The organism is Psychrobacter sp. C 20.9, from assembly GCF_001921765.1.
Taxonomy (GTDB): Bacteria; Pseudomonadota; Gammaproteobacteria; order Pseudomonadales; family Moraxellaceae; genus Psychrobacter; species Psychrobacter piscatorii_B.
In genome coordinates, this window is sequence record NZ_MRYC01000019.1 from 26,274 (window position 1) to 43,294 (window position 17,021).

General features: G+C 44.1%; 16 protein-coding genes. 10 read left to right on the forward strand and 6 right to left on the reverse strand.

Annotation, left to right across the window (positions count from 1 at the left end; genetic code table 11):
• Positions 1-168 precede the first annotated feature (168 nt).
• The 6 genes from BTW00_RS11735 (at position 169) to adk (ending at position 7,193) form a co-directional block, all read left to right on the forward strand.
• On the forward strand, positions 169-1,503 hold the full coding sequence (locus BTW00_RS11735) for a hypothetical protein (RefSeq protein WP_075107558.1): 1,335 nt from the start codon (positions 169-171) through the stop codon (positions 1,501-1,503).
• Positions 1,504-1,806: 303 nt separating this feature from the next.
• Positions 1,807-3,837, forward strand: coding sequence for a heme lyase CcmF/NrfE family subunit (locus BTW00_RS11740; protein WP_075107559.1), 2,031 nt, complete (start codon positions 1,807-1,809; stop codon positions 3,835-3,837).
• A 1-nt stretch (position 3,838) separates the two neighbouring features.
• Positions 3,839-4,489, forward strand: coding sequence for a DsbE family thiol:disulfide interchange protein (locus BTW00_RS11745; RefSeq protein ID WP_083603644.1), 651 nt, complete (start codon positions 3,839-3,841; stop codon positions 4,487-4,489).
• A gap of 65 nt (positions 4,490-4,554) precedes the next feature.
• Complete coding sequence (locus BTW00_RS11750) at positions 4,555-5,043, forward strand: cytochrome c-type biogenesis protein (protein ID WP_371915074.1); 489 nt, start codon at positions 4,555-4,557, stop codon at positions 5,041-5,043.
• Complete coding sequence (gene ccmI, locus BTW00_RS11755; RefSeq protein WP_075107560.1) at positions 5,040-6,320, forward strand: c-type cytochrome biogenesis protein CcmI; 1,281 nt, start codon at positions 5,040-5,042, stop codon at positions 6,318-6,320. Before BTW00_RS11750 ends, ccmI begins: the two co-directional genes overlap by 4 nt.
• 216 nt (positions 6,321-6,536) lie before the next feature.
• Positions 6,537-7,193 carry an adenylate kinase gene (gene adk, locus BTW00_RS11760; protein WP_071001977.1) on the forward strand — a complete coding sequence of 219 codons (657 nt, stop codon included), beginning with the start codon at positions 6,537-6,539 and terminating at the stop codon, positions 7,191-7,193.
• A 242-nt stretch (positions 7,194-7,435) separates the two neighbouring features.
• On the opposite strand, the gene secB is transcribed toward adk, so the two are convergent.
• From secB to rsgA, 4 genes are all read right to left on the reverse strand, one after another.
• The gene (secB, locus tag BTW00_RS11765) at positions 7,436-7,888 is read right to left on the reverse strand and encodes a protein-export chaperone SecB (protein ID WP_058025921.1); all 453 of its coding nucleotides are present in this window, start codon (positions 7,886-7,888) and stop codon (positions 7,436-7,438) included.
• A gap of 178 nt (positions 7,889-8,066) precedes the next feature.
• Positions 8,067-8,330, reverse strand: coding sequence for a glutaredoxin 3 (grxC, locus tag BTW00_RS11770; RefSeq protein WP_058025920.1), 264 nt, complete (start codon positions 8,328-8,330; stop codon positions 8,067-8,069).
• Between the two features lie 296 nt (positions 8,331-8,626).
• Positions 8,627-9,082 (reverse strand): rhodanese-like domain-containing protein, encoded by a 456-nt coding sequence (locus BTW00_RS11775; protein ID WP_075107561.1) that lies wholly within the window; start codon positions 9,080-9,082, stop codon positions 8,627-8,629.
• 161 nt (positions 9,083-9,243) lie between these two features.
• Positions 9,244-10,347 (reverse strand): ribosome small subunit-dependent GTPase A, encoded by a 1,104-nt coding sequence (rsgA, locus tag BTW00_RS11780; protein WP_075107562.1) that lies wholly within the window; start codon positions 10,345-10,347, stop codon positions 9,244-9,246.
• Positions 10,348-10,564: 217 nt separating this feature from the next.
• Here rsgA and orn point away from each other — a divergent pair, with 217 nt between their 5' ends.
• Positions 10,565-11,152 carry an oligoribonuclease gene (orn, locus tag BTW00_RS11785; protein WP_075107563.1) on the forward strand — a complete coding sequence of 196 codons (588 nt, stop codon included), beginning with the start codon at positions 10,565-10,567 and terminating at the stop codon, positions 11,150-11,152.
• Positions 11,153-11,297: 145 nt separating this feature from the next.
• Here the strand turns inward: orn and BTW00_RS11790 are convergent, their stop codons facing one another.
• Both BTW00_RS11790 and BTW00_RS11795 read right to left on the reverse strand, forming a co-directional pair.
• Positions 11,298-12,185, reverse strand: coding sequence for a UDP-2,3-diacylglucosamine diphosphatase (locus BTW00_RS11790; protein ID WP_075107564.1), 888 nt, complete (start codon positions 12,183-12,185; stop codon positions 11,298-11,300).
• 123 nt (positions 12,186-12,308) lie between these two features.
• Positions 12,309-12,824 carry a peptidylprolyl isomerase gene (locus tag BTW00_RS11795; RefSeq protein WP_058025915.1) on the reverse strand — a complete coding sequence of 172 codons (516 nt, stop codon included), beginning with the start codon at positions 12,822-12,824 and terminating at the stop codon, positions 12,309-12,311.
• Between the two features lie 314 nt (positions 12,825-13,138).
• On the opposite strand from BTW00_RS11795, the gene BTW00_RS11800 reads away from it, so the two are divergent.
• The 3 genes from BTW00_RS11800 to BTW00_RS11810 all read left to right on the forward strand — a co-directional run bounded on the left by BTW00_RS11800 (position 13,139) and on the right by BTW00_RS11810 (position 16,868).
• The gene (locus BTW00_RS11800; protein ID WP_075107565.1) at positions 13,139-14,878 is read left to right on the forward strand and encodes a glutamine--tRNA ligase/YqeY domain fusion protein; all 1,740 of its coding nucleotides are present in this window, start codon (positions 13,139-13,141) and stop codon (positions 14,876-14,878) included.
• A 431-nt stretch (positions 14,879-15,309) separates the two neighbouring features.
• Positions 15,310-15,948: a peroxiredoxin gene (locus BTW00_RS11805; RefSeq protein WP_075107566.1), complete on the forward strand. Its 639-nt coding sequence runs from the start codon at positions 15,310-15,312 to the stop codon at positions 15,946-15,948.
• Between the two features lie 257 nt (positions 15,949-16,205).
• Complete coding sequence (locus tag BTW00_RS11810) at positions 16,206-16,868, forward strand: glutathione S-transferase family protein (protein ID WP_075107567.1); 663 nt, start codon at positions 16,206-16,208, stop codon at positions 16,866-16,868.
• Positions 16,869-17,021 lie beyond the last annotated feature (153 nt).

The following is a 17,021-nucleotide window of genomic DNA, read 5'->3' on the forward strand; positions in this document are numbered from 1 at the left end:
GGTCTACATGTGCTAATAAATGGCAAGTATGCTAAAATCAGGCGATTTATTTATAGCAGTTATTATGGGCAGAGCGTCTTTTTGAAACGTTCTAATTTTGCTAATGGCTTGTTATCGGTAACGACAATATTAGCAACGACAATCAACCTGTCAGGAACTAGAGAAGTCATGGACGTAAATTCATTGTGGCAGACGATCGCTGAACACCCAGAGTTTTTTGCCATGCTAACTATTCCACCAGTGACGGCATTTGTTACGTGGGTGCATGTATGGATGGCGCTCAAGATGCTGTTTTATCCCATTAAGTTTTGGGGTATTCGTATTCCAAATTTTCCATTTTTTGGGTTACCAGGTATCGGCTGGCAAGGTATCGTCCCACGCAAGGCAGGCAAAATATCAGGGGTTATCGTTGATCAGACATTGTCAAAGCTCGGTTCATTAGATGAATTTTTTCAAGCGATGGAACCAGAGCAAATGGCGCTATTTGTCACTGATACGGTGGACAAAAATCTTGAGCCGTTGATTGATGAGATTATGCTGGATCATTCACCCGCATTATGGGGTAACCTGCCTTATGCCCTAAAGCGCCGTGTCTATGCCCAAGCCCATAAAGAGCTGCCTAGTATTATGCAGTCGCTGGTGACAGATTTGACGTATCATGTCGAAGATCTGGTCGATATGCGCAAGATGATCGTCAATACGATGGAGAACGATCGTCGTCTGATGGTCAATATGTTCTTGAAGGTTGGGCAAAAAGAGATCAATTTTATCTGGCACATCAGTGCTTTGATTGGCTTGGTGTTTGGTATTATCCAAATGTTTATATTTTTAGTGGTGCCGCAGCATTGGACGGTGCCATTTTTTGCTGCGATTTGGGGATTTTTGACCAATTGGATTGCCATTTGGATGGTATTTAATCCAATAGAGCCGCATTTTATCCCTTATTTGAAGCTTTTTGCGGTACAGGGTCGCTTTCCTTTTATCAAGCCAGTCATGCCTCATATCGCAAGGTATCGTCTGCAAGGTGGCTTTATGAAGCGCCAAGAGGAAGTGTCTGAAGTTTTTGCTGAGATTGTGGTAAAAGATTTGGTTACCCTTGAGAACATCATGAATGAGATGATGTATGGTGATCGCTCAGCGCAAACTCGTGAGCTGATGAAGTCGCATCTATATACGGTGCTTGAGTCACCAGTTATTAGTACGACATTGCGTGTGGGGCTGGGTCGCCGCGATTATGGACAGCTCAAAAACACTATTATTGATAAGTCGATTGTGGCGACTATGGTGCCACTGCGAGATCCTGAGCTAAATGAGAGTCGCGCCAGTAAGATTTTTGGTCTGTTTCGCGATAGAATAAGGGCGCTGACGCCCAGTGAGTTTCAGAATTTGCTGCGTCCTGCTTTTCGTGAGGATGAGATGACGCTGATTATCTTGGGTGGTCTGACTGGATTTTTGGCAGGGTGGCTGCATCTTGTGCTGGTGTTCTTTCCTTCGATGCAGTAATACTGATATCTTGAGTAATAAAACAGTGATAAGTATTTTTAAATGGTAACAAGCAACAATATCTAATAAAGTTTGTACAAATAAAAGAATATAAAATAAACCACAATTAAGCATTTTGTATCAACCATTCAGATTGATACGTCACAATGATAGTAGCGGGTTTTAGGTGCTTCTATAGCTATCGAAACCTCAGTTTTTAACCGTAAACTATGACCGCATAAAGGACTATTTAGCGTTTGCCAGTGGCTTACAATGCCATCGGTGAACCCTTAGTGGTATCCAAGGTAAACAAGGTTAGACCGTATGTTAATCACAGAATTGGGTTATTTTGCCTTGCTGGCCGCTTTTATACTGGCGATTTTGCAGGTGGTACTACCAACCATTGGTGTCATGCGCGATCACGTCGCTTGGCAACGTCTAGCACCAAGTCTTGCATGGGCGCAATTTGCGGCCATGGTCACATCATTTGCTGCACTGATGGCAGGCTTTTATTACAACGACTTTAGTCTCGTCTACGTCACTCAGCATTCCAATACGTTGCTGCCTTGGTATTACAAGCTGTCTGCAACGTGGGGCGGGCATGAAGGGTCATTGCTACTGTGGATGACCATTATGGCCACTTGGTGTGCGCTGGTGTCTTATTTTAGCCGCGGATTACCGCTGTCCATGCGTGCGCGTGTCCTTGTGATATTGGCAGGCGTACAGATGATGATGCTAGCGATGCTGATCTTTACCTCATCGCCATTTGATCGTACCTTGCCCAATTTGCCAGTTGATGGCGCGGATCTAAACCCTGTCTTGCAAGATTTTGGTTTGATTATTCATCCGCCGATGCTCTACATGGGTTATGTGGGTATGGTCGTGCCTTTTGCTTTTTGCATGGCGGCGTTGTGGGAAGGGCGTTTGGATGCGGTGTGGACACGCTGGTCGCGTCCGTGGGCGCTAGCTGCTTGGGGTTTCTTGACGGTTGGTATCGCACTTGGCTCATGGTGGGCTTATTATGAGCTTGGCTGGGGCGGCTGGTGGTTTTGGGATCCAGTAGAGAACGCCTCGCTGATGCCATGGCTGGCAGGTACGGCATTGCTACACTCACTTGCGGTCACTGAAAAGCGCGGTGTGTTCAAAGCGTGGACCATCATGCTGGCAATTTTTGCCTTTGCACTTAGTTTGCTAGGCACATTCCTTGTACGTTCAGGGGTGATCACTTCAGTCCATTCATTTGCTGCTGACCCGACGCGTGGTCTCGTTATTCTAGCCATTCTAGGCGTCATTATCGGCGGTGGTCTGCTGATGTTTGCAGTGCGTGGTTGGCGTTTGACGGTTGAGAGTCAATATCGACTGATCTCACGCGAATCATTCTTGGTGATCAATAACGTCATTATTTTGATTTCGACTTTGGTGGTATTGCTTGGCACGCTATATCCTATTATTGCCGACTCCTTTAACTTAGGTCAGGTATCAGTTGGCCCTCCATACTTCAATGCGCTATTTGTGCCATTGACATGGTTGCTGCTCATCGCGATGGGTATGGGCTCTAATATACGCTGGAAACAAGATAGCCGCCCACTATTGGGTGCTGGCATGGTTATCGCTGTGAGCAGTCTGGTGTTGGCGGCGATTATTGCCTATTTTACGAGTCCATCAGCGATGCTAAATATTGGCGTCACGTTGGCAGTGAGTTTCTGGGTGCTATTATGGATGGTTGTCGACTTTAGAGACAAAACCAAAAATGCACCGAGTCGATTAAACGGATTACGTCAGCTGCGTTTGAGCTATTGGGGTCAACAAATCGCCCATATTGGGGTCATCGTTGCAGTTATTGGGGTGGCCTTTACCAGTACGCTCAGTATTGAGCGTGACGTGGCGCTGGGACCAAATGATAGTGTCAATGTCCAAGGGTATGATTTTACCGTAAAAGGTTTTAGCGAAGTAAAAGGCAGTAACTTTGACGCCACACAAGCCGAGGTTACGGTCAGTAAAAACGGTCAAACGGTGACGACGCTACATCCTGAAAAGCGTAACTATATTATCAGTATGATGCCAATGACCGAGGCGGCGATTGATGCCAGTCTTATGCGTGATGTGTATGTCGCACTTGGTGAGCCAATTGCTGAGGACAGCAACGAATGGGCATTTCGTATCTATGTCAAACCGCTCATTCGCTGGATATGGCTAGGTGCGCTTATTATGGCGTTTGGTGCATTGCTCAGTATGCTAGACAATCGTTACCGTATTAAGAAAACCAGAACACCTGCGCAAATCGCTGCCAAAAAATCAGGCTTTGCTACGGTGGCAGATTTGGAATCGCAAGCTATCAAGACAGGGGATCAGTAACATGACGACCTCAAATAACACACCTGATAAACAGACTCAGCAAAGCAATAAGAATACCAAACGCAAAAAGTCGCTTAAATTAGGTTTTTTGATTCCGCTGGTGATTTTTATTGGTCTGGTTGCTATGCTGTATATGCGCTTGGGCAAACCGACCGATATCGTGACGAACACAGCACTTGAGCGTCCAGTACCCGCTTTTGAGCTGCCATTGTTATCCGATACCAGTCGTATCATGACCAATGATAACCTGCCTGATGAGCCGTTCTTGATGAATATCTGGGGATCATGGTGTCCTACTTGCATCATCGAGCATCCTTTCTTAATGAAATTGGAGGAGCGCGGTGTCAATTTGGTAGGTGTCAACTATAAAGATGATATTGGGGATGCCTTAGGATATTTGAATAAAGGCGGCGACCCGTTTTCGATGTCTATTCAGGATTTATCAGGGCAGTTTGCTTTAGATTTGGGACTGACTGGCGCGCCTGAGACTTTTGTCGTCGATGGTGAAGGGATTATTCGTCAGCATATTATCGGTGAGGTCAATGAGAGCAACTGGCAAAGCCGTATTGCGCCTTGCTTGATGGTGCTTAATGATGCCAATAATAATGGCGTCAGTTTAGAGCCAAGTCAGGTTGAGGAGGCGTGTCAATGATAGCCTGTCACATGAAATCCGTTACGATAAAGTTAGCAAGCTTGCTTATCGCTTGTCTATTCAGTATGGCCAGTTTTGCTGCTATCGACGTCTATGATTTTGACTCTGTACAGCAAGAAGCCCAGTATCGTGGTCTTATCGAAGAGCTGCGCTGTCCAAAATGCCAGAACCAAAACCTAGCAGGCTCTGACGCCCCAATTGCCCAAGACTTAAAGCAAAAAACCTACGATTTGGTCAAAGATGGTCGTAGCGATGGTGAGATTCGCGCCTATATGCAGGAACGTTATGGCGACTTTATCAGCTATAAGCCACCAGTGCGTCCTTCAACGTGGATCTTATGGTTTTTCCCACCATTATTGCTCATCATCTTGTTAGTAGGTTGGTTTTGGCAAAGTAAACGACGTCAGCTTGTTGCCAGTGGTGCAAGCGGCATGACAGCAGATAATACCGCTGAGGCGCTATCTGTTGCCGAAAAAGCGGAGCTTGAGCGCTTATTGTCACGTGCTGATAATAAAGACGTTCACGATATTACAAACCTTGGAGACAAAAAATGATGATATTCTCTACGGTTGGCTTATTTATTGCGCTGAGCTTACTGACCGCTTTGCTACTTGCAGTTATCGCCATAAAACCATGGTTAAAAGCGCCGCGTACGCATAGTAAGCCTTTGGACAATCAGCTATTAGGTATCAACGTTGCCGTATTTCGTGAGCGCTTAGCAGAGCTGAAAACAGATAAAGACAGTGGTATCATTGATGAACATCACTATCAAAACCAAAAGCTTGAGCTTGAACGTCAGCTTTTGGATGCTCAGCGTGAAGTGACACCGATGGTGACCCCTGGTATCAAAAGCCGATTGATCATTGTCTTTTGGGTACCTGTGCTGACTGCCATGGCGTACTTGATGGTCGGGGATCGCACGCCTGTTTTTGAGCTTTGGGCAAGCGAAGACAAAGTTGGTCAAGTGGCGGATGACTTATTGACTGGTAAGATCGATCAACCACCTGCGTGGGCGATTGAAGATGGCAATCAGCTGATTAGTGCCATGCAGACCAATGTCTATCGCCATGCGTACGATTACAATCGTTGGATGCGCCTATCAGAGTTGTTCTTATCATTAGAGGCGACCGATTCAGCACTAGAGGCCTTATCACGTGCTTATCGTTTGTCACCTGATAATGAAGAGATTGCGATTACTTACGCGCAGATTAATTTCTTTGCTAATAAGGGGCAGCTAGACGAAAATAGTCGCCGAGTATTAGAAAATGTATTGGCCACAAATCCTGAGCATGAAGGCGCGCAAATGCTCATGGCAATGGGTGAGGCGCGAGCAAATAACTTTGATCAAGCACAAGGCTGGATCAAACGCTTGCGTGACAGTATTTCTGCCAAACCAGGCGATCATACGCAGGCGCTATCCAGTCTAGATGAGCTCAGTGCCAATGTGACCATGCAGCAGCAACAAGCGTCTGAGGGCATTGAGGTGACCGTCAAGATTAATTCAAGCCTACTGCCATTGGTCAAAGCCGATGACGTGCTGTTTGTGGCGATTCGTGATGTGAATGGTGGCCCGCCATTTGCTGCCAAGCGTTTGCCAATTAGTGCGATTAAGCAGGGCGAGGCTACTATTAGCCTAAGCGATCTTGATGCGATGATGCCAGAGCGTACGCTAAGATCAGCCCGTTCTGATAAGGTTGAGTTGGCTGTCATTGCGCGCATTAGTCACAGCGGCACAGCTATCGCAGAGTCAGGAGATTTATCAGGTAATCCTGTTGTGATTCGTGCCGACCAAAATCAGGCCAATGTAGAAATCAATCAACAAATCCCCTAGTATTAGGGTTGGTTATTGTGAGTATTTTTCATATAAATGCTGTTGACCACAAAAGGCTTAACAGTGTTATATGGAAAGATAAGTCATGGCAACTTATGACCCTAATTAGAAAAAAACTTGAGGTTTGTCAGGTCACAAGGTAAGGTGTCTTGGCAATCAATTAATCCCTAAGTTGTAGTAATCTCAAAATCCCATTGAATTCAGGAGAGTCGTGTAATGATGCGTATTATTTTGCTAGGTCCACCAGGCGCCGGTAAAGGTACTCAAGCCCAGTTTATTTCTCAGGAATATGATATTCCGCAGATATCGACGGGTGATATGCTACGTGCTGCTATCAAAGAAGGCAGCGAGCTTGGCAAAAAAGCCAAAGATATCATGAATGCTGGTGGTCTGGTTTCTGATGACCTCATTATCAATCTCGTAAAAGAGCGTATTGCAAAGCCTGACTGTGCCAACGGGTGTATTTTTGATGGTTTTCCACGCACTATTCCTCAAGCGCAAGCCCTTGCCGATGCTGATGTTGCCATCGATCACGTGGTAGAGATTAGTGTGCCCGATGATGAGATCGTTAATCGTCTGTCTGGTCGTCGTCAGCATCCAGGTTCAGGCCGTGTATATCACGTGCAGCACAACCCACCAAAGGTTGAGGGCATCGATGACGTAACGGGCGAAGCACTTATCCAGCGCGAAGATGATCAAGAAGCGACCATTCGCGACCGTCTGTCGACTTACCATGAGCAAACATCTGCATTGGTTGGTTTTTATCAAGAAAAAGCCGCCGAAGGCGCAGATTCACCAAACTACGATAAGTTTGATGGCACGCAAGATATCGAAGAGGTTAAGCAGCAGATTTTGTCTGCGTTAAAAGGCTAATGTTCGATTTTAGCTAATTAATTTAACCAGTCGATGTGGTCGTTGAAGACCCTGTTTAATAGCAGGGTCTTTTTTATGGCTAATATTTATATATTGGATAATTTTATCTTCTATAAAAAGCATTCAGCATATTGCTGACTCATGATTGAAAATCACCCACAAAAAAACCGCTTACTCATTATGAGTAAACGGCCTTTTATCAAATATACGACTCGTAGAGCTCATATATTTTTGGTTAGCGCTTAAGCATTACCTTGAGCATCAACTTGTGCTTGCTGCTGGCTTTGTGCATAAGCTTGGTCAAAGTTCACAGGTGCAAGCAATAGCTGCGGGAAGCTACCACGCGTCACGATGTCGCTGATGACTTCACGGGCATATGGGAACAGCACGTTAGGGCAGTATGCACCCAAGATTTGACCGATTTGATCTTCTGGGATGTCTTTTAACAAGAAGATACCTGCTTGATGTACTTCAGCGATAAATGCCGCTTCTTCAGCATTTTTTGCCGTGACGCTAACGGTTAGGACGATTTGGTAATGATCGTCATCTAATTTTTCAGCATTGCTAGACAAATTGATATCAAGCTCTGGGTTCCACTCTTTGGTGAATACGCTTGCGCCTGGTACTTCAAGTGACATATCTTTTACATAGATACGCTCTAGTGCCAATTGTGGTTGTGCTTGTTCTTCAGCCATGATAAATCCTCTAAAATTAAATCAAATAATGGGGCAAACTACGATCTTAAAAAAGCATTGTAATATAAACCAAGATCAAATCTCGATGTTTTTTATGGTTACGTCTCACTATGGCTTTTGAGTCTGCCACTGTCCATCTTCAAATCAATAAAGACAGACAGTAAAGCAAGGTAGCAGATTAACCCGCTAATAGCTCGTCAAGTTTGCCTTGCTGGTTCATTTGATTCAGCTCATCAAAGCCGCCGACAAAGGTTTCACCAACGAAAATTTGTGGCACAGTGCGATAGTTATTGGTTTTTTTCATCAGCGCTTGACGATCTTCACTACTCATGTCATGCATGCTGATTTCTTCGTAATCAACGCCTTTGGTTTTTAGTAGCTGCTTTGCATTTGAGCAGTATGGGCAGATAGGGGTCGTATAAACTTTAACAGATACAGTCATGGTAAATCCTTATTTATAAATTTATGAGATAACAAACTTATTATAGACAGCCTGATAAATTATCATAGTCTAAGTATTGATAGAATCTGTTATCAATGAGTAAAGGCAAATGTATTCGATTCTGCTCATACTAAAGTGGGGATGAGCATGACAAATTCAAGCCGTCTTAGTTTAAAACCCTCAGTAGCAGTATAAACAGGATATAAAAAAAGACACCTATTGCTAAGGTGTCTTTTTATTTTGCTATCGTTAATCAGATGCTTTTTTTAGTCAGAAGCTATATTTTAGCCAATCTACTATTTGCTTAAACTAGGCTTGGTCTTAGCTTTGTTTTTTGATTTAGCGTCTTTTACACCAACCAATGGCATACCAGCGCATTGCCAGCCGCCAATACCGCCCTCTAAACGATAGACACTGTCTTTACCAATCATCTGAATCGCAGCGCCTGCTTGCACACCCATATCGCAGATAATAATCACTGGCTGCTCAATCGCACGAATCTCTGCTAAGCGCTCTTTGAGATCAGTGAACGGTATGTTGCGGCTGCCTTGAATATAACCCGATTCAAACTTCTTCTTGGCGCGAATATCGATCAGCTGCGCGTTCTGAGAGTTGACCATCATGCCAAGGGTGTTGGGCGATATTTTTCTACCGCTACGTTTGTTTTCAATGGTAAAAAACAGGATAGCAAGTACGGCTAATATACCAAATAAAAACGGGTGGTTGCCCACAAATTCCAGCGCACGATCCAAACCATACCTCCAAAAAAATAGGTGTTCTATTGAGCTGAGAAGCCAGCCCAATGATAGTGAACAAGGCGCTATTATACCGATAAGGCCATCTATAGTAAACGGGCGATGACACGGTCAATAATCAATCTATCATTTTGCCTTTGAAATGACGTTAATTGGGCTTAATAAGGCTTAGTATCAGCTTCCTCTCGTAGCGTCACGAGATTTTCAACGCGGCGCTGTAATACGGTACCGTCAGCCACGGCTTGCCACAGCGCGCAGCCTTTGCTGTTATGGGTGTGACGACAGTCACGGAATTGGCAACTGCCAGCTAGTGGTGCCAGCTCAATAAAGCCTGAGATGATATCGTCAGGTGTGAGGTGCCAAATGCCATACTCACGGATACCTGGTGTATCAACGATGCCGCCTTGCGTCAAATCCTCGGGGTTAAATGGTAACAATCGGCTTGTCGTTGTCGTATGCTGACCAAGCTTAGAGTTTTGCGAGATGATATTGACGCTTTGACCAGACTCGGGAAGTAGGGCGTTAATAAGGCTGCTTTTGCCAACACCAGACTGCCCTGCAAAAATGACCAGCTTTTTGTCTATGTAGCGTTTTAGCTCATCGAGACCTTCTTGCTCGTCGCTTTCGGCGATATTTTCGGGGCAATCGACTGAGGTCAGAACACTTTCATAACCAAGTGCGGCATACTGTGCCAATAATTCACTCGTATCGACGCCGTTTTCTTGTGCCAACAGATCGGCTTTGTTAAGGACGAGCAGTGGTTTGACGCCCGCGTGATGGCAGACGACCAGATAGCGATCGATCAAAGTAGGAGCGGCGGCAGGCAATGGCGCAAAGACGATGGCCAGAATATCAACATTGGCGGCAACAGGTTTGAGCTTATGATAACGGTCAGGGCGAGAGACCAATGAGGTACGCGGTTTGACGGCTTCAATACGCCCAAAGCCTGTGTTGGAGTCGGCACTCCAGCGCACTTGGTCACCTGCCGCAAGCATAGGCAAGTTAGTGCGTACATGGCAGCGCCAAATATCGCCGAGCTCAAGCGTTTGCCAAAATGGCTCTGGATCATCAGGGGCAATCTCTGGCTGCTCAGGTATCACCGCAGGTAGGCTTGTGACTTGTACTTCTAATTGCTTACCGTAATGCGCCATGACCACGCCATCCATCAAGCTGTCATCGATGCTGTCTTGACTTAACAATTGCTGCTTGTCGATGCGACGAATCTGTTGTTTGGTCAGTTTGCGTTGCCGGATTAATGCCATGGGTTTTAACCTATTATAAAAATATTGCTAAGTGTAGCGTGAAAATTTGCTAACATACAGCCTAAAGCGTCTGCGTCAGACAGGGGTTTTGTAATATGAGAGCTGTTTTTAGATGCTCCGAATCAATCCTTTTATTATAATAGCTTCTGATCAGAGATATTCACGTGTAATACGTTTTTTTAAACTGTACCAACATTTAATGACCATAGGATACTGTATGACTACCGGTGACCATCCCAATAAGATTAAAATCAAAAATCAAGGCAAAAAAGGGCTGGTGTGGATTGATTTAGAAATGACCGGACTTGATACCTTAAACGATGAGATTATCGAAATTGCCACTGTCGTGACTGACGAAGATTTGAATGTGCTTGCTGAAGGGCCTGTGTTTGCGATCAAGGTATCGGATCAAGTCTTAAATAAGATGGATGACTGGAATACCAAGCAACATGGTCAGTCAGGATTGGTCGACCGTGTGCGTCGTAGCACGGTGACATTGGCGGAAGCGGAAGCTGAAACCATCAAGTTTCTGAGTAAATGGGTCGATAGTGGTAAATCGCCAATGTGCGGCAACTCTATCTGTCAAGATCGCCGCTTTATGGCGCGCCAAATGCCAGAGCTTGAGCGCTTCTTTCATTATCGTAACCTTGATGTATCGTCAATTAAAGAGCTGTGTTTCCGCTGGCGTCCTGACATTCTAAAGAACTTTGAAAAAGGGGGCAGTCATTTAGCATTGGATGATATTCGCGACTCTATTCGTGAGCTAAAGCATTATCGTCAGCATTTCTTTAAATTGATGGATTAGATAGCGAGCGATAAGCAGTTCAAGATTGTAGTAAACGTAAAAAGGGTCTGTTGAACTATCAACAGACCCTTTTTGAACTGAAGAGATATTTTTTAAGATGCATTGTTTAAAACGCCATTAAGTTTAAAGCGCCATTAAACGCATTTTAGCGAATAAGACATTCAAACTCATATAACTCAAACTCAGTATCATTACTGCTTAAATTGTTACTATTCAAACGGTCATCTAAATGCTGGTCATCTGTCACTGCACCAATCACAGCGCTTACTTTCGGCTGGCGAGTGTCTTTATCTAGCAAGCGCCAATCACCAAGCACGTAGCGCTTTTTATCAGCAGTCGCCTGATGAATATCTGGACGATGCGTATGTCCGTGCAATAAAGCATCGCTGTCAGTAATGGCCTGACGTACGGCCTCATCATTCACATCCATGATATAAGCCGCTTTAGTAGCATTGTTCTGCTGGCTTTTTTTGCGCATGTTGTCTGCGATGGCTAAGCGTTTCTCTAACGACTTATTAAGCAGATACCACTGAGTCAGACGATTACGCATAATTTTGCGAAAGAGTTGATATTTCTTATCATCGATACAGAGTGCGTCACCGTGCTCTAAACGATAATTCTGCTGACCAACAGTCAAAGTATACGGCTCGCTTATCAGCTCACCACCGAACAGATTGCAAAACGGCTGTCCTAACAAAAAATCACGGTTGCCGTGCATGACTAATATTTCACAGCCATTGATACGTAGCTGTTTTAGCTTTGCAATCAATGGGGTTAGCCAATGCGCCATCTGCTCGTCTTCTGACCTTTTTCCTTTTAATAGGGATAAATACATATCATCACCCAGCCATACCTCAAACCAGTCGCCCAATATAAAGAGGCGTTTGAGCGCGGGCAGAGCAAGACAGTCATCGAGCAGCGCCAAAAAAGCCTGCACTAAGGCAGGCTCTTGAGGCGATAAATGCAAATCGCTAATCAATACTTGCCGCACTTGATGAGGGCGGGTCGTGATTAAATGATTAAAACGTTGCATTTATCTTGATCCTCGTGACTTATCGTATGGCGAGCATTACTTAGTAAGTTCTACTAGAAAATGCTCGCTCATTCACAGCTATCGCTAAGTAACTACTACTGACTAGCTGCTATTGAATGACTATTACTGAGTAATGATGGTTGCTGAGTTGATAACAACTGGCTCTTTTGGCACATCAGCATGCATGCCGAAACGACCAGTTGGAACGCCTTTCATTTTTTCGATCACATCCATACCGCTGGTGACTTTACCAAATACAGTGTAACCCCAACCTTGCATATTTTTGCCAGAGTGGTTTAGGAAATCATTGTCTTTTACGTTGATGAAGAATTGGCTAGTTGCTGAATGTGGATCTTGGGTACGCGCCATGGCGATAGTACCTTTGTCGTTTTTCAAACCATTATCCGCTTCATTTTCGATAGGCGCGTTGGTTGGTTTTTCATTCATCTCAGCGTCCATTCCGCCGCCTTGAATCATGAAACCATCAATAATGCGATGGAAAATCGTACCGTCATATTGACCAGATTTTACGTAGTTCAAAAAGTTTTCTACGGTCTTTGGTGCTTTTTCTTCGTTGAGTTCGATAACGATCGCACCCATATTGGTGTCAAGTTCTACTACTGGTGGCATGTCTACCATGGGATATTCCTTTTTGATTGCAGCGCCTTAAATGATGCTGTCAAGTGGTGGTTAAAAGTTGGTTGTTAAAAAGTTACGGGTAGTCTAACGGCTTTTTTATCCCGTGTCATGTATCAGGCTGTTAATGCGTTTGCAAAAGCTGATAGAATAACGCAACTTTAGCCATTTTTGATCAGCTTTGACAAATTGTGATAATGCGGTCGCACTATCTGAGTTTTTATATCCCAATTTATTTTAATAATTTATTTTGAACGTTTTGTGATGCGTGATGGCACATATCACAAATTGACAATTTGCGTTAGGAGCAATATCCGATGAGTGAGCACTCAAGCAACAATGCACAAAAAGACGAAGTAAAAAACGACTTTATTCGTAATATCATTCGTGACGATGTCAATGCGCAAAAGTATGAGCAAATTGTCACACGTTTTCCGCCTGAGCCAAATGGTTACTTGCATTTAGGTCACGTAAAATCCATCTGCCTAAACTTTGGTGTGGCCAAAGAGTTCGGCGGTGTGTGCAACCTGCGTTTTGATGACACCAACCCAACTGCTGAGAAGCAATATTACATCGACAATATTAAGAACGATGTGCAGTGGTTAGGTTTTGAGTGGGCAGGCGAGGCGCATCATGCCTCAGGTTATTTTGATCAGTTGCATGCATGGGCAATCCAGCTGATTGAGCAAGGCGACGCTTATGTTGATTTGCAAACTCCTGAACAAATCAAAGAAAACCGTGGTTCATTTAATGAAGCGGGAACACCTTCACCATATCGTGATGCCAGTGTTGAAGAAAACCTAGCGCTTTTCAACGATATGAAAGACGGTAAATACGCTGAAGGAAAGGCTATTTTGCGCGCCAAGATTGATATGGCTAGCCCAAATATGAACCTACGTGATCCTGTTATCTATCGCGTGATGCATCAAGAGCATCATCAGACTGGTAATAAATGGTGCATCTATCCGATGTATGATTTTGCTCATCCACTCTCGGATGCGTTAGAAGGAATTACCCATTCATTATGTACGCTTGAGTTTGAAGATCACCGTCCATTCTATGATTGGGTTATCGAAAAAATTGGCTTTGACGTACCACCACATCAGTACGAGTTTAGCCGCTTAAACGTTGATCATACATTGACCAGTAAGCGTAAGCTGAAGCAACTGGTAGATGAAGGTATCGTCAGTGGTTGGAATGATCCTCGTATGCCGACCGTCGCTGGCATGCGTCGCCGTGGTTACACGCCAGAGGGCTTGCGTGATTTTTGTGAGCGTGTGGGTGTGACCAAAGCGGATAGTGTGGTTGATTTCCGTTTGCTAGAGTTTAGCGTTCGTCAATCGTTAGAGACGACTACTGGTCGGGGTATGGCAGTCCTAAAGCCATTAAAAGTGACCATCACTAACTTTAGCGAAGCGGTCAGCAGCTGGGAGTCGCAAAAAGCCGATAGCGTCAATGCACGTTTTGACGATGCGACGCAGACGCTTTGGTTGACTCAGCCGAACCATCCTAACGTCGATATGGGTGAGCGTGAGATTCCATTCACCGAAACGCTATACATTGACCAAGGTGATTACGAGATTGAGCCGCCAGCAGGCTATAAGCGTCTCTCTCCAGAAAAGCCAGAGATTCGTCTGCGTAATACTTATGTGCTAGCCGTCACTGAACATATCACTGATGAAAATGGCAATGTCGTTGAGCTAAAAGCGACGATTGACCCTGCTACTTTGGGTAACAACCCTGAAGGGCGCAAGGTCAAAGGTGTGATTCATTGGGTATCAGCCAGTCAAGGTGTGCCAGCGACAGTACGCATGTACGAGCAGCTATTCAGTGCTGAGGACCCAAGTGGCGTCGCTGATGTTCATCAAGCGCTAAACCCGAACTCGCTCACTGAGCTAAATGCAGTAGTTGAACCATCTTTGGTCAATGCAGATGCTGGCACGCGCTTCCAGTTTGAGCGTGAAGGTTACTTCATCTCTGACAGCGAAGATCACAGCACTGATAAGCCAGTATTTAACCAAATCGTTAGCTTACGTGATAGCTATAAGCCAGCTTAATTTATGTTGGCTTAGTATTTAAAAGTATGCTTATCCAAATAGATATTTTGAAATAATACTGAACAATAGTAGTTTGCAAGTTAGCCCATTTCTAGTACGCTAGGAATGGGCTTTTTTATGTGCAGTTATAAAGTTAAGTATGATTATGGTGCGAATTTTGCTTATGGGATGCAGGTATGGTGGTTTAATTATTTATCAAAGCTACTTGTCCATAAAATTCATTAAAAAATTTGTCCATCAGCTTAGAGGTAAATGGAATAACCGCATTACAATCCGTCACAAGACATTCATAACCAGTTTGTTAAGATAAAGTCAGTTTTTACGGATGTGCTTTATGTTATATTTGATAGCTGAGCACGTCGATGACAATAATAGAACGCGAGGCCGACGTGTCGATATAAGCGTTCATTCACATAGCTAAGGAATCAAGCATGGCACATTTACGTTTAGGCGATACCGCACCAAACTTTGACGCTGCGACCACAGAAGGCGATATTAATTTCCACGAGTGGGCAGGCGATCATTGGGTGGTTTTTTTCTCACATCCTTCAGATTATACGCCAGTATGTACCACTGAGCTTGGTCGTACCGCAGCACTAGGCGGTGAGTTCCAGAAGCGCAATGTTAAACCAATTGCGCTATCGGTTGATGGTTTAGAAGATCATAAAGGTTGGGTAAGTGACATTGAAGAAACCCAAGGTACTGCTGTCAATTTCCCTATCATTGCAGACCCTGAGCGCAAGGTTGCAGATCTTTATGACATGATTCATCCAAATGCTGACAATACAGCGACGGTCAGAAGTGTGTTTATTATTGATCCTAAGAAAAAAGTACGCTTAACACTGACTTATCCAGCCAGCTGTGGCCGTAACTTTGATGAGATTATTCGTGTGATTGATGCGATGCAATTGTCTGATGAATATAACGTAGCAACGCCTGTTGATTGGAAAGATGGCGACGACGTTATCATTCCTCCAAGCGTGAAAAACGAAGATATCGCTGCTAATTATCCTAAAGGTCATACCGAAATTAAGCCTTATTTACGTACCACACCTGCGCCTAACAAATAAGTTAAATGCATGTGGTATTGATAAGTGATTAAGAATTGCTCAAAAATTAAAAGCCCTATAACGGAATGTTATGGGGCTTTTTGTTATTCAAACTCTCATCAGAACAGCGAGCTCAATAAGGTTTTGCTATGATGAGCAGAGTAGGCTATAACTGTTATATAGCGTGTTGATATTCTGAGCCATACGCTATATGCAATAACCATAATAAAGCCTATCAGCGCTAAGTCGCTTTGAGTCCAACTTACAAGGAGTTTGCCATGAAAAAACTATACGTCACTCGTACTGCCCCCAATCCACGTAAAGCACTTATTCTATTAGCATCGAAAGGTATCGATGTCGATGATATAGATGATATCGACTTAGTAGACATTGACTTTGCGGCTGATGAGCAGATGTCAGATGAATTTACTAAAATGAATCCAATGCAGACAGTGCCGGTACTAACGCTAGATGATGGTACGGTGCTCAATGACTCACAAGCGGTATGTGAGTATCTTGACCGCGTGTATGGCGAGCGCTCGGTGATGGGCAATGATGTGGTGCAGCGTGCGCAAGTGTGCTCTATGCGCCGTATTGCTGAATTTGAAGTGCTGTATAACTTTATGCTGGCGTTTCAACACAGTCATCCATCTAAAGCACAACGTGTTGAACAAGTGCCAGAATTTGTTGCGCCATCAATTGCCCGTGCTGTCAAAGCCATGGGGTATTTTGAGACAATCCTAGAAGGTCGTGAGTATCTGGTGGGTGAGCAATTGAGCTTTGCAGATATCGTGCTATATTTGGGCTTAGATTTTGGTAAAGTGCTCAAAGTTGATCCGAATGAGCAAGGCAAAAACTTAGCCCGTTTTTATCAAATGATGAATGAGCGCTTTAGTATCAAAAACATGGCTAAAGCTAAGCCTGCGGAAATCAATGATTAGATAAAGAGATACATCGCAAGTTCTATTGTTTTTAGATGCTTGCTCATTAAAGATAATATCGGGGATAGCTAATATGTATTAGCTATCCTTTTTTTGTCCATGAAATTAACGACATTAGATAGCAGAGTAATAAAAGAATTTCAAACATAATAA

What these genes read in the sequence shown, in the direction of transcription:
- BTW00_RS11800 (WP_075107565.1), top strand. Translation starts at nt 13,139, where the DNA reads ATGAGTGAGCACTCAAGCAACAATGCACAAAAAGACGAAGTAAAAAAC.
- rsgA (WP_075107562.1), bottom strand. Translation starts at nt 10,347, where the DNA reads ATGGCATTAATCCGGCAACGCAAACTGACCAAACAACAGATTCGTCGC.
- adk (WP_071001977.1), top strand. Translation starts at nt 6,537, where the DNA reads ATGATGCGTATTATTTTGCTAGGTCCACCAGGCGCCGGTAAAGGTACT.
- BTW00_RS11745 (WP_083603644.1), top strand. Translation starts at nt 3,839, where the DNA reads ATGACGACCTCAAATAACACACCTGATAAACAGACTCAGCAAAGCAAT.
- BTW00_RS11790 (WP_075107564.1), bottom strand. Translation starts at nt 12,185, where the DNA reads ATGCAACGTTTTAATCATTTAATCACGACCCGCCCTCATCAAGTGCGG.
- secB (WP_058025921.1), bottom strand. Translation starts at nt 7,888, where the DNA reads ATGGCTGAAGAACAAGCACAACCACAATTGGCACTAGAGCGTATCTAT.
- ccmI (WP_075107560.1), top strand. Translation starts at nt 5,040, where the DNA reads ATGATGATATTCTCTACGGTTGGCTTATTTATTGCGCTGAGCTTACTG.
- BTW00_RS11795 (WP_058025915.1), bottom strand. Translation starts at nt 12,824, where the DNA reads ATGGTAGACATGCCACCAGTAGTAGAACTTGACACCAATATGGGTGCG.
- grxC (WP_058025920.1), bottom strand. Translation starts at nt 8,330, where the DNA reads ATGACTGTATCTGTTAAAGTTTATACGACCCCTATCTGCCCATACTGC.
- BTW00_RS11740 (WP_075107559.1), top strand. Translation starts at nt 1,807, where the DNA reads ATGTTAATCACAGAATTGGGTTATTTTGCCTTGCTGGCCGCTTTTATA.
- BTW00_RS11750 (WP_371915074.1), top strand. Translation starts at nt 4,555, where the DNA reads ATGGCCAGTTTTGCTGCTATCGACGTCTATGATTTTGACTCTGTACAG.
- BTW00_RS11810 (WP_075107567.1), top strand. Translation starts at nt 16,206, where the DNA reads ATGAAAAAACTATACGTCACTCGTACTGCCCCCAATCCACGTAAAGCA.
- BTW00_RS11735 (WP_075107558.1), top strand. Translation starts at nt 169, where the DNA reads ATGGACGTAAATTCATTGTGGCAGACGATCGCTGAACACCCAGAGTTT.
- BTW00_RS11805 (WP_075107566.1), top strand. Translation starts at nt 15,310, where the DNA reads ATGGCACATTTACGTTTAGGCGATACCGCACCAAACTTTGACGCTGCG.
- orn (WP_075107563.1), top strand. Translation starts at nt 10,565, where the DNA reads ATGACTACCGGTGACCATCCCAATAAGATTAAAATCAAAAATCAAGGC.